10 protein-coding genes are annotated in these 12151 nt (G+C 61.1%); all 10 read left to right on the top strand.

The window, feature by feature from the left end; genetic code table 11:
• Positions 1 to 9 precede the first annotated feature (9 nt).
• Complete coding sequence (locus tag IPK17_RS17140; RefSeq protein ID WP_343418911.1) at positions 10 to 1809, top strand: complex I subunit 4 family protein; 1800 nt, start codon at positions 10 to 12, stop codon at positions 1807 to 1809.
• A 1-nt stretch (position 1810) separates the two neighbouring features.
• Positions 1811 to 3343 carry an NADH-quinone oxidoreductase subunit N gene (locus IPK17_RS17135; RefSeq protein WP_343418910.1) on the top strand — a complete coding sequence of 511 codons (1533 nt, stop codon included), beginning with the start codon at positions 1811 to 1813 and terminating at the stop codon, positions 3341 to 3343.
• A gap of 164 nt (positions 3344 to 3507) precedes the next feature.
• On the top strand, positions 3508 to 3801 hold the full coding sequence (locus IPK17_RS17130; protein WP_343418909.1) for a hypothetical protein: 294 nt from the start codon (positions 3508 to 3510) through the stop codon (positions 3799 to 3801).
• A gap of 37 nt (positions 3802 to 3838) precedes the next feature.
• Positions 3839 to 5122, top strand: coding sequence for a F0F1 ATP synthase subunit A (locus IPK17_RS17125; protein WP_343418908.1), 1284 nt, complete (start codon positions 3839 to 3841; stop codon positions 5120 to 5122).
• A 28-nt stretch (positions 5123 to 5150) separates the two neighbouring features.
• Entirely contained in the window at positions 5151 to 5384 is a 234-nt protein-coding gene (atpE, locus tag IPK17_RS17120; protein WP_343418907.1) for an ATP synthase F0 subunit C, read from the top strand.
• Positions 5385 to 5404: 20 nt separating this feature from the next.
• The gene (gene atpF, locus IPK17_RS17115; protein ID WP_343418906.1) at positions 5405 to 6292 is read left to right on the top strand and encodes a F0F1 ATP synthase subunit B; all 888 of its coding nucleotides are present in this window, start codon (positions 5405 to 5407) and stop codon (positions 6290 to 6292) included.
• A gap of 226 nt (positions 6293 to 6518) precedes the next feature.
• Entirely contained in the window at positions 6519 to 8060 is a 1542-nt protein-coding gene (locus tag IPK17_RS17110; protein WP_343418905.1) for a UDP-N-acetylmuramoyl-L-alanyl-D-glutamate--2,6-diaminopimelate ligase, read from the top strand.
• Between the two features lie 6 nt (positions 8061 to 8066).
• Positions 8067 to 9722, top strand: coding sequence for an ArnT family glycosyltransferase (locus IPK17_RS17105; protein ID WP_343418904.1), 1656 nt, complete (start codon positions 8067 to 8069; stop codon positions 9720 to 9722).
• Positions 9723 to 9789: 67 nt separating this feature from the next.
• Positions 9790 to 10695 carry a glycosyltransferase family 2 protein gene (locus tag IPK17_RS17100; RefSeq protein WP_343418903.1) on the top strand — a complete coding sequence of 302 codons (906 nt, stop codon included), beginning with the start codon at positions 9790 to 9792 and terminating at the stop codon, positions 10693 to 10695.
• Positions 10659 to 12140: an undecaprenyl-phosphate glucose phosphotransferase gene (locus tag IPK17_RS17095; protein WP_343418902.1), complete on the top strand. Its 1482-nt coding sequence runs from the start codon at positions 10659 to 10661 to the stop codon at positions 12138 to 12140. The genes IPK17_RS17100 and IPK17_RS17095 overlap by 37 nt, the downstream gene beginning before the upstream one ends.
• Positions 12141 to 12151: the final 11 nt, after the last annotated feature.

The raw sequence follows: 12151 nt of genomic DNA, 5'->3' as shown, positions 1-12151 counted from the left end.
TGAACTAGCATGGATGCAAATACTTTTCCGGTTTTAAGCCTCATCATCTTCATCCCCATCATCGCCGGGGTGCTGATGTTGTTCCTGCCGAAGGATCAGAAAGACCTCGTGCGCGGTCTGGCGATCGGCGCGGCGGCGGCGGTGTTTCTGCTGTCGTTGTTCGTCTACCTGAACTACAACGCGCGGGTGGATCAGATTGCGCAGCAGCAAGCTAATGTGCTCACGATGGCGGGACGCGGCGCGGAACTGGCGGCGTTCAACCTCGAAGCGTACACGCCCGAACTGGCGCAGGCGACGGGGACGACGAGCAGTGGGTCGCTGACTGCGACGCAGATGTACAAGGATGGCATGGTCTTTGAAGAATACGTGCCGTGGCTGCCGCAGTTGGGTATCGCCTATCACGTCGGCGTGGACGGCCTGAGCGTCCCGATGGTCTTGCTGACGGGCATGGTCGCGGTGGCGGGCGTGCTCGTATCGTGGCGCATTGAAGACCGCACGCGCGAATTCATGTCCTTCTTCATGCTGCTGGTCGCGGGCGTGTACGGCGTGTTCCTCGCGCAAGATATCTTCATGCTGTTCTTCTTCTACGAACTCGCCATCTTCCCGATGTACTTGCTGATCGCAACGTGGGGGTGGGTACAGCTCCGCGAATACGCGGCGATGAAGCTCACACTCTACATCCTGATCGGCTCGGTGATCGCGCTGGTTGGCGTGATCGCGATGCTGTACGTCGCTTCCGACTTCTATCAGAATGCGGGCGCGGGCGTGTTTGAAGCGGCCAAGGCGGCCAACATTCTGCGCGCCGATACGCCGACCTTCAACTTCAATCTGACGTCGGTCATGCTGGCCGCGGAAAACGGCGCGTTTGACGTGGCGGGCTACGCGGGCAGCGACGCCCTGACGTTCGCGAAAGTCTGGTTCCCGTTCATCTTCATGGGCTTCGCGGTGCTGGCCGGTGTGTTCCCGTTCCACAACTGGAGTCCGGATGGTCACGTGGCCGCGCCGACCGCCGTCTCGATGATTCACGCGGGCGTGCTGATGAAACTCGGCGCGTACGCGGCGCTGCGCATGGGCGTGCAGATCCTGCCCGAAGGCGCGGCGGTGCATCTGCCGTGGATTGTGTTCCTGACGCTGATCAACGTGGTGTACGGGGCGTTCATCGCCTTCCGCCAGCGCGACTTCAAGTATGTCATCGGCTTCTCGTCGGTCAGCCATATGGGGCTGGTGAGCATGGGTTTCGCCACCATGAACCTGACGGGCATGGCGGGCGCGGGCTTGCAGATGTTCTCGCACGGCGCGATGACGGCGCTCTTCTTCGGTTGCGTCGGGATGGTCTATGACCGCGCGCACACCCGTGATATTCCCAGCCTCGGCGGGTTCATCAAAGTGATGCCGTGGGTCGGGATCGCCTTCATCATCGGCGGTTTGACGAGCATGGGTATGCCCGGGTTGAGCGGTTTCATCGCCGAATTCCCGATTTTCGCGGGGATGTGGCGCGCTTCGGAAGACATCACGCTGAATATCGGCGCGTTCTCGCTGTCGAATTACTATTCAGTGATGGTGATCATCGCCTCACTGGGTATCGTGATCACGGCCGCGTATGTGCTGCGCGTGACGAGTCAGGTGTTCTTCGGCGAGTTTGACCGGGAGAAATACCCGGATGTGGACGACATCACCCCGCGCGAACGCTTCGTGCTGCTGTTCCTTGGCACGCCGCTGGTTTTGCTGGGTATGCTGCCGTCGATCATGGCACCGATGCTGGAAGTCGGCTTGCGTCCGGTTCTGGCGATCTTAGGGGGCGGGGCGTAATATGGACTTCAACGTTTGGCAAAGCCTTCCGGTCATTGCGCCGGAAATCGGCTTAACCATCATGGCAATCGTCGTGCTGGCGCTCGACCTGTCGCTGCCGGAAAGCAAGCGCCGCAATCTGGCGCTCGTCACCGGCGTCGGCTTGCTGGCGACGGCCCTGCTCTACCTGCTGTTCTGGTTCCCGACTGCGACCGCGCCGGATGCCTCCAGCGGGTTCGCCTTCGGCGTGCAGGAAGGGCTGTACTGGGGCGGCATGGTGCGCCACGACTCGCTGGCGCAAATCTTCAAGGTGATGGTGCTGGTCGCCGGCGGCCTGACCGCGCTCATGTCGATTGACGTGAAGGGCATCGGGCGCAAGGGCGAGTTCTACCTCATCCTGATCGTCTCCACGTTGGGCGCGACCCTGATGGCAGGCGCGGCAGACCTGATCATGGTCTTCCTCGCGCTGGAAACCACGACCATTCCGCTGTACATCCTCGCGGCTTTCAAGCGCGAAGACGGGCGCTCGTCCGAAAGCGGTATGAAGTACTTCCTGTTCGGCTCGTTCGCGTCGGGGCTGCTGCTCTACGGTCTGAGCCTGCTCTATGGCTTCACCGGGCAGACGAGCCTCACGGGGATCGCGACGTATCTCGGCAGCGACGCCTTCAGCCTGAATGCGGTGCCGGTGCTGGCCGCGCTCACGCTGATCATCGTCGGCTTCGGCTTCAAGATCAGCGCCGCGCCGTTCCACTTCTGGACGCCGGACGTCTACGAAGGCGCGCCGACCCCCGTCACCGCGTTCCTGAGCGTGGCGAGCAAAGCGGCCTCCTTCGCGCTGCTGGTGCGCTTCCTGCTGGCGGTCTTCCCGTCGACGCTCGTCATCAACGGGCAGGAAATCCAGAGCTTCTGGGTGAATCTGGCGTCGGTGCTGGCGATCATTTCAATGACGCTCGGCAACCTCGTCGCGCTCGGCCAGAAGAACATCAAGCGCCTGCTGGCGTACTCGTCGATTGCACAGGCGGGCTACACGCTCATGGGCGTGGCCGCGCTGCAAGCACACACCGACACGAGCATCGCCGCGATCACCTTTTACATGTTCATGTACACGTTCACCAACCTGCTGGCCTTCGCCGTGATTGTGCTGTTCAGCGAAGCCACGGGCAGCGAGAAAATCAGCGATCTGGCGGGTCTGAGCCGCCGCAACCCGATGCTGGCGCTGGCCATGACGGTCGCGCTGCTCTCGCTCGGCGGCGTGCCCCCGGCGGCGGGTTTCGTCGGTAAGTTCTTCCTGTTTCAGGCGGCGGTCGAAGCCAACCTCGTCGGTCTGGCGATCATCGGCGTGCTGAATGCCATCGTCGCGCTGTACTACTACCTCGTGGTCGTCAAGATCATGTACGTGGATCGCAGCGAAGACGAAGATAAGCCGATCCCGGTGTCGCGCCCGTATGTGTGGGTGCTCGCCATCACGGTGATCGCGGTCATTCTGCTCGGCACGGTGCTGGTCAGCCCGATCTTCGACTGGGCGGTGCGCGGCGCGGCGGGTTTGTTCGCGTAAACCACATGTGAGGACTGAGGGCTGAGACCCGAGGGCTGAGTAGATGATTAGTATCTCAGTCCTTACGCCTCAGTCCTCAGTCCTTGTCTCAGCAAAAATGAACAAGATTTTGATCTTTGCAATGTGTTTGTGATAGAATGCGCGAATGCTAATCTAGGAGCAATATGAGCAACCAGCCGCCATCGCGCGCAAAGAATATGGCGTATGCCGTGGTCGCGGGGCAGTCCGGGTGCTGGACATTGATGATCATTATGATCGCATTGTTTGGCGGATTGGCGCTGGATGCAGTGTTTGGGCTGAAAGGGCCATTTACGATTGGGCTGCTGCTGTTGAGCATCCCGTTCAGCCTGTTCATTATGGTGCGTCTCGCGCTGAGTGCGGTGAAGCAAATCGTTCCCACTCAGACGAACAATTTACGGAAATCATCTGAATCGCACGCAGAGGAGGACGATCTTTGAGGGAAATAGTTAGGTATCGCAGCAGAGGAGAGCCAGCATGAATGCGACCCAACGCGGGGCAATTGGGTGTTTAGGGCTGATCCTATTTTTGGTCGCGTGTGCCGCGATCACCTTCGGGGTGCTGCCTTCGCTGAATACAGCGGTGGCGATCCCGGTGATCATGGTGCCGGGTGAACCCTATGATCCGACGCTTCCCGCTGAAAGCTTCCGGTGGACGAACACGCTGACCGCGACGGTAACCGCGAGCATTTTCGTGCTCCTGTTTGCGTTCTTCGCGTGGCGTTCGTCGCATGGCTGGAAGCGTGAAGTGCCGAGCCGGTTCCAGTCGTGGGTGGAATTGCTCGGTGGATTCATTTACGACTTCTCGAAGGGCATGGCGGGCGCGCGCGCTCGTTGGGTCTTCCCGTTAGTCGCCACGATTTTTGTGTTCCTGCTCGCGACGAACTGGATGAAGCTGCTCCCCGGCATTGAAAGCGTCGGTGTGATGCACTGCGCCGAAGAAGGCCTGAGCGGTTATCCGGCAGTGCGCGCGGGTGGTGCGTTCCAGTTGTATGTTGATCGTCCGCTGTACGCGGGTGAAACGGCGACCCATGAGTCGTACGAAGCCTGCAAGAGCTTCTTCCATCACGGTGATGTCCATGCGCCCGAACAGGCCGCGTTGACGGAAGCCGCGGATCGCTTGTTCGACGAAGAAGCGGAACTGCGCGCCACGTTGGAAGAAGAAGGCGTGGACGCCGCGACGATTGACGCGGAAGTCAACACGCTGCGGTTGGAAGTCACTGAGTCGGTGTACCACGAAGCGACCCTGGCCCTGAGCGCGGATCAACTGCGCGAAGGCGCATTCCCGTACATCTTCATCGTGACTCCGTTCTATCGCGGGGCTTCGACTGACCTGAACCTGACGATTGGTCTGGCGTTGATTTCGGTCTTCGCAATCCAGTTCTTCGGGGTGAAGGCGCAAGGTTTGAACTACTTCCAGAAGTTCGTCAACCTGCGCGCGCTCGGTAACGCGGGCAAGAAACCGCTCGGGGTCATTGACTTCGGCGTCGGGTTGATCGAAATCATCTCGGAAATCGGTAAGATCATTTCGCTGGCCTTCCGTCTATTCGGCAATATGTTCGCCGGCGGTATCTTGCTGATCGTTATGTCGTTCCTGGTCGCGGCGATTGTACCGATGGTCTTCTACGGCCTCGAAATCATCATCACGACGATCCAGGCGCTGGTGTTTGCAGTACTCACGCTCGTGTTCGTGTCGCAGGCGATGGAAGGTCATCACGGCGACGAAGAACATCATGAAGAACATTCCGATCAACACGCTTAAAACACTCACATCTAGGAGAGGGTAACAAATGGAAGGTCTCGACGTTGGTTTGAAGGCAATTGGCGCTGGTCTGGCGATGGTTGGCGCTTTTGGTCCCGGCATTGGTATCGGTTTGCTGGTGCAGGGCGCTATGCAGGGTATCGGTCGCAACCCGGATGCCGCCGGTCAGATTCAGACGAACATGATTCTCGGTATCGTGTTCGCTGAAGCGATTTCGATTTATGCGCTGGTGGTCGCGCTGATCATCCTGTTCGTGCTTTAATGCAGACAGGAGCGTACACGATGAAACGGTCAACATTGCTCCGGTTGATGATGGTGCTCGCCCTTGCTCTCAGCATGGCGCTCACGGTTGTCGCCTACGCGCAAGAAGCGACGCCGGAACCCGCTGCGGAAGCGGCTGGTGATCACAGCGAAGCCGCGGTCACCGAAGGTGAAGCCGCTCCGGCGGAAGCCTCCACCAACCCGTTGACGCCGCTCGGCATCAACGTCGGCTTCCTGCTGGCGCAAATCCTGAACTTCGGTCTGCTGTTCTTCCTGCTGGGCACCTTCCTGTGGAACCCGCTGATGAACATGCTGGACAACCGCGCCATCAAGATCCAGAAGGGTTTGGAAGACGCGGCGAAGGCGGCCAATGAACGCCGCAATGCCGAAGCGGAAGCCGAGAAGATTCTCGCCGCCGCCCGCGCTGATGCCGCCCGCGTGGTTGAAGAAGCCCGCGCCCGTGGCGAAGAAGTCGCTCGCGGCGTCGAATCGACCGCCCGCAGCGAAGCGGAAACCATCCGCACCGATGCGCGTGCCCGTGCGACCGAAGAACGTGATCGTCAGTTGGCGGATGTGCGCACGCAGGTGGCGGCGATCTCCGTGGCGCTGGCGCAGCGTTTGATCGGCGACAGCCTCGACGACAAGCGGCAGCAGGCGCTGATCAACGACTTCTTCGCGAAGGTCCCGGCGGACGCTCGTGCGCTGGCCGGCCAGAGCGTGGAAGTGGTGAGCGCCCTCCCGTTGAGCGACGCGGAAAAGCAGCAGGTCCAGAACCAGATCGGCGCGACGAACGTCACCTACAGCGTCGATCCGGGCATCCTCGGCGGTCTGGTGCTCCGTACCGACCAGCGCGTGGTGGATGGCAGCGTCCGCTCGAACCTCAACAATCTCGCGGGTCGCCTGCGCTAAGCGCAGCGGCTTGAGCAAGACAAGACAAATCGCGCCGGGCGACAATCCGGCGCGTTTTTGTTTATAATCGACCCCACCCCCGACCCCTCCCCGAATTCAGGGAGGGGAGACGACGGAACGAATAGCAGGGGCGGGTGCCCCTCAAATGTAGGATTAGTCAACAACACTCAAAGCTTTACTACAGGATTTACCCCAAACCTATACCCTCACTGGCGACGCCGACACGGTGATCGCCGCGCCGGTGGTCGAGGCAGATGCTGAACTTGCGCCGGGCGGCGTGTTCGTCGCGCGGATCGGCCTGTCGGTCGATGGGCATGACTTCATCCCGCGCGCCATCGAGAAGGGGGCAGCGGCGATCATCGGGGAGCGTCCACGCGCCGATCTGCCCGCCTTCGCCGTGCCGTATGTGCAAGTCGAGGATGCGCAGCAGGCGACCGGCTACCTCGCGGCGGCGTACCACGACTACCCGTCGCGCAAGCTGATCGTGATCGGCGTGACCGGGACGGACGGCAAGACGACCACCAGCACCCTGATTCACCGCATTTTGCAGATCGCCAGTGATGGCAAGGCGGGTTTAGTCAGCACGATAGCCGCCGAAATTGGCAGCCAATCGGTCGATACGGGCTTTCACGTCACCACGCCGAGCGCGCCGCAAATTCAGGCGTTTCTGGCGCATATGGTCGTGCAGGGGATGCGCTACGCCGTGCTGGAGATGACCAGTCACGGGCTGGCGCAGGGGCGGCTCAACGGTGTCGACATCGACGCGGCGGTGCTGACCAACCTCACCCACGAACACATGGATTACCATAAGACGTTTGAAAATTACCGTGCTGCCAAAGGGCGGATGTTCGCCATGCTCGGCACGAGCTATCGCAAGCCCGAGCAGCCGAAAATCAGCGTCATCAATGCGGATGATGCGAACGCCGGGTATTTTGAAGCGGTGTCTCGACCTCACCCCCCAACCCCCTCTCTCAAGGGCGAGGAGGCGAGCCTGCTCGACGGGGGTGAGGCTGCTGGCGCGGATGGGGTGGTGCTGTATGGCATGGAAGCTGTCGCCGATGTGCGCGGGACAGATATCGTCCATCATCCCGGTTACACACAGTTCGTGGTGCACTGGGATAAGCGGTCAGCGTTGTTTCATCTGCCGCTCGTCGGGCGCTTCAACGTCTACAACGCGCTGGCGGCGATCGCGGTGACACGGGCGCTCAACCTGCAAATCGAGGTGATTCAGCGTGGGCTGCTGCAAGTGACGGGTATTCCCGGACGACTGGAACGTATCGACAGCGGGCAGGACTATATCGCGCTGGTCGATTTCGCGCATACGCCGAACGCGCTTGATAAGGCGCTCAGTGCCGCGCGCACGCTGACCACCGGGCGCGTGATCTGCGTATTCGGGTGTGCCGGGCTGCGCGACCGCGACAAGCGCCGCATGATGCCGGAGATCGCGACCCGTTTGGCGGATTTCAGCGTATTCACGGCGGAAGATCCGCGCACCGAGGCGCTGGACGAGATCTTGCAGACGATGGCCGATGCGGCGACGGCGGCGGGTGGCGTGGAAGGGCAAACCTTCAGCCGCGTGCGCGACCGCGGGCAGGCGCTCTTTGAAGCGTGTCAGCGCGCCGCGGCGGGTGATGTGGTCATCGCGTGCGGCAAAGGGCACGAGCAGAGCATGGCGTTCGGCAAAACCGAGTATCTGTGGGATGATCGTGACGCCCTGCGCGCGGCGATCAACGGTACGCCGCTCAAGACGCTGCCAACGGCGGAGTGAAAATCAATGTGGCTGACTACCTGGAATCCAGCTTACCGAACGGTCGAAATCGGCGCGGTGACCGTGCTGCTGCTGTTTGCGGCGGCGCTGCGGATCATTGGCATCAGCGCGGGCGCGCCAGATATGGCGTATTTCCCGGCGGATGCGGCACAAAACTTGCTGCCGATCGAAGCGCCGATTCATCCCGATGAATTTCTCTATGTGACGACGCCGCTGCATATGCGGGCGAAACATCGTCTGAACCCGGATTTTTTCGAGAACCCGACCTTTCTGATCAACCTGAATCTGCTCACCTACATCGTCACCGATACGGGGAGTGATCTCGTCTGGGAAGCGATCAAAGAGATCGGTCAGCGCCAGATTGCACCCTTCTCGTTGTATGTAATCGGTCGCTGGTACTCAGTTCTCGGCGGGCTGCTGGCGGTGGCGGCGACCTACGCGGCGGCGCGGGTGGTCGCTGGACGCTTCGCGGCGCTCAGCGCGGGGCTGCTGGTCGCAGTGGCGCTGCCGATGGTGCAGCACGCCCATTATGCCACCACCAGCAGTCTAGCGGCGGGCTTTGTCGCGCTGTGCCTGTGGGCGAGTTTCGCATTCGTGCGCCAGCGCCGCTGGCGGTTGTTCATGCTGGCCTGTCTCGCCGCCGGCTTCGCGGCGACCAATCGTTACAACGCGGCAGCGGTGGCGCTCGTCCCGTTCGCGCTCGGCAGTGTGCTGATCTGGCGCAAGCAGGTCAAGCCGCTCCCGGTGCTGCTGGCATGGTTCGGCGTCCCGCTCGCCTTCCTGATCGGTTCGCCGCAGATTCTGCGCGATTTCAGCAAGTTCATCGCCGATTTCCGCTATATCTACTCGGGGTACGCGGTGACCGGGCAGGGGGCGATGGGTTTTACGCCCTACGGTCTGCTGTATGAATATCGCTACCTGATCACAGTGGCATTGGGCATACCGGGGTTCCTCGCTGCGCTGATCGGCGTCGGGGTATTGGGGCGTGAGCCGCGCCGGGAGTCGCGTTTGCTGCTCGGCCTGCTGCTCGCGTATATCCTCCCGTACAGCCTCGTCGTGCTGCGCACGGTGCGTCCCAGCTACAGCGATCAACTACAGGTGCCGGTGATCCCGGCGTTCGCCGTATTGATTGGCGTGGGCGCGGCGGCACTGGCGCGAATTCCGGCGCTGCGCCGGGTGCGCGTCCTGATCCCGGTGCTGCTGATCACCACGCCGCTGCTGTTTACACTGTCTGTGGTACCGCGGTTCGCGGCGACCCATACGCGCCTGCTGATGACGGCGTGGATCACGCAGCACATCCCGGCGGGCGCGCGCATTCACCTTGATGGATCGTATAACGTACCGCTTGACCGCACGCGCTACAGCGTGACGCAAAACTACGCGGGCGACTTCCCGACGCTGGAAACGCTGTGTCAGGCGGATTACGTCATCTTCTCGGATGCGTGGTTCAACGATGTGGAGCGCTCGGAAGACCTGGTCAGTGCGACCGATCTGGAGTTGGTTCGGGGTCAGCGGGCGCTCCTGGAGACCCAGTTCGTCGAACTTGCGCGGATCGAGCGACCGCTTACGCTGGGGCGCGATCTGTTTATGCATACGGCGACCTACTGGCATGATCCGCAAATCATCGTCTACCGCGTACCTGCAGCCTGCAGCGGTGGGTAAGCGTCCAGTGACGACCCGGTAAAACGTGTTAGAATTCGCTCGTCTGCAAGAGGAGACAGCACACAGTATGCTCGATTTGGGAATCGTCATCCTCAATTGGAATACGCGCGACCTGCTGCGTACCTGCTTGGAAACCGTCTATGCGAGTCAGGGCGACCTCACCTATCAGGTAGTGGTGGTCGATAACTGCTCGACGGATGGTAGTGCGGACATGGTGCGCCAACACTTCCCGCAGGCCACCTTGATCGCGCGCACGGAGAACGATGGCTATTCTGCTGGCAATAACGTCGGGCTGCGCGCGCTCGGTTTCAAGGGCAAGGGACAGACCGCGCCGGACGCGCCGCGGTATGCGCTCCTGCTCAACCCGGATACCGAAGTGCCGCCGGACGTGTTCGCGCATATGGTCGCGTGGATGGACAGCCGAACCGAGGTCGGCGCGGCGGGCGTGAAGCTGGTGCTGCCGGATGGTACGCTCGACAAAGCCTGCCGCCGCGCCTTCCCAACGCCGATGGTGTCGCTCTACCACTTCAGCGGCCTCGGCAAGCTGTTCCCCAACAGTCCGCGATTCGCACGCTATAATATGACCTACCTGAGTCCCGACCTTGAAACCGAAGTCGATTCAGTGGTGGGGGCGTACATGCAAGTCCGCCGGGAAGCCCTCGACGCGGTCGGGCTGCTGGACGAAGTATTCTTCATGTACGGAGAGGATATCGATTGGGCGTTCCGCATCAAAAGCGCCGGTTGGAAAATCGTGTATCACCCGCAAGTCGCGGTCAAGCACGTCAAGCGGGCGGCGAGCCGCCAGAGCCGGAAAGCGCAGTTCGAATTCTGGCGCGCGATGCTGATCTTTTACCGGAAGCATTACCGGGCGACGACGCCGCTGTGGCTGCACAGTCTGATCATGCTGGGACTGCTCGTGAAGGGCGGGCGGGGACTATGGACGGAGATGCGCCATCCCGCGTACACACCCTAGAATATCCTGCGCCGCAGGTTCGGCGGTCGCAGCGGGTGAAGCGGGTACTCGATATAGTGCTGGTGCTGCTGGACGCGCTGATGCTGGGCACAGCGTTCGTCTTCGGCTACCTCGCGCGCATGACCCTGCCGCTGTTCCGTATTCCGGCCAACCCCCCCGAATTCCTCCAGTACGTATTGACGATGGTTCTGCATATCGGCGTCATTATGGTGCTGTTTTATACCTCGCGCCTGTATCATCAGGGGCGTGCGGTCAGCCGCATTGATCAAGGCCGCGAAATCATCGGGACGATTACGGTGGGTGCGTTGCTGGTCAATGGCATTCAGGATTTACTCTTCCGCAGCCTGATCTACGATCTCGTCGAATACCCGCGCAGCATGTTGTTCTACGTGTGGGTGTTGAGCATGATTCTCGTGATCATCGGGCGCGAATTTCACCAGTCGCTCCGCATCCGCCTGCGCAAATCCGGCACTGAACGCGCCAACCTGCTGATCGTCGGCATGGGCAAGATCGCCAAGGACATCGCCCGCACGATCCAGAGCCGTCCCGACCTCGGCTATAACATTGTCGGCGTGGTGCCGCTGCGCGCCAAGAACAAAGAGAATGCGTTTGGCGTGCCGGTGCTCGGCGACGCGCGCGATTTACCCTATTTGATTGATACGTATGGCGTCGAGCAAATCATCATCGCCGTGCCGGATGCGGCGCGCGACGAGATGAGCGATCTGATCGCCATGTGCCGCCGCGGTCAGGTCGATATCAAGCTCTACCCGGACTTGTTCTCGTATATGACGCGCGACATCAGCGTGGATGACCTCGGCGGGACGCCGCTCATCACGGTGCGCGACATTGCCCTGCGCGGCTGGAAGATGAGCCTCAAGCGGGCAATGGATGTGGTCGTCTCCTTGTTCGGGTTGATCTTCCTCTCGCCGTTCATGCTGTTGACGGCCATCCTCATTCGTTGGGAGTCGCCGGGGCCGGTGTTCTACACGCAGGAACGTATGGGCATGGACGAACGCCCGTTCCCAATGATCAAGTTTCGCAGTATGCGCAATGATGCCGAAAAAGCCGGGCCGGGCTGGACGGTGCAAAACGACCCCCGCGTGACGCGCCTTGGTCAGTTCATGCGCAAGACGAGCTGGGATGAGATTCCGCAGTTGATCAACGTGCTGGTGGGCGATATGAGCCTCGTCGGGCCGCGCCCGGAACGCCCGGTCTACGTCCGCCAGTTTAGCCAGAGCATTCCGCGCTATATGGAACGACATCGCGAAAAGGCCGGCATGACAGGTTGGGCGCAGGTCAATGGCCTGCGCGGCGATACCTCTATCGAAGAGCGGACGCAGTATGACCTGTGGTACGTCGAGAACTGGTCGGCGTGGCTGGACATCAAGATCATCATCCGCACCGTCTGGAACACGGTCTTACGACGCGACGAAAACGCCTACTGAGCATTTGGTGG

This window comes from Candidatus Flexifilum breve (genome assembly GCF_016713355.1).
Note: the sequence above shows the minus strand (reverse complement) of the source record. Positions and strands in the feature narration are given on the sequence as shown.

Excerpts from the sequence above, each read along its gene's own strand:
- IPK17_RS17140 (WP_343418911.1), top strand. The coding sequence starts at position 10 with ATGGATGCAAATACTTTTCCGGTTTTAAGCCTCATCATCTTCATCCCC.
- IPK17_RS17135 (WP_343418910.1), top strand. The coding sequence starts at position 1,811 with ATGGACTTCAACGTTTGGCAAAGCCTTCCGGTCATTGCGCCGGAAATC.
- IPK17_RS17130 (WP_343418909.1), top strand. The coding sequence starts at position 3,508 with ATGAGCAACCAGCCGCCATCGCGCGCAAAGAATATGGCGTATGCCGTG.
- IPK17_RS17125 (WP_343418908.1), top strand. The coding sequence starts at position 3,839 with ATGAATGCGACCCAACGCGGGGCAATTGGGTGTTTAGGGCTGATCCTA.
- atpE (WP_343418907.1), top strand. The coding sequence starts at position 5,151 with ATGGAAGGTCTCGACGTTGGTTTGAAGGCAATTGGCGCTGGTCTGGCG.
- atpF (WP_343418906.1), top strand. The coding sequence starts at position 5,405 with ATGAAACGGTCAACATTGCTCCGGTTGATGATGGTGCTCGCCCTTGCT.
- IPK17_RS17105 (WP_343418904.1), top strand. The coding sequence starts at position 8,067 with ATGTGGCTGACTACCTGGAATCCAGCTTACCGAACGGTCGAAATCGGC.
- IPK17_RS17100 (WP_343418903.1), top strand. The coding sequence starts at position 9,790 with ATGCTCGATTTGGGAATCGTCATCCTCAATTGGAATACGCGCGACCTG.
- IPK17_RS17095 (WP_343418902.1), top strand. The coding sequence starts at position 10,659 with ATGGACGGAGATGCGCCATCCCGCGTACACACCCTAGAATATCCTGCG.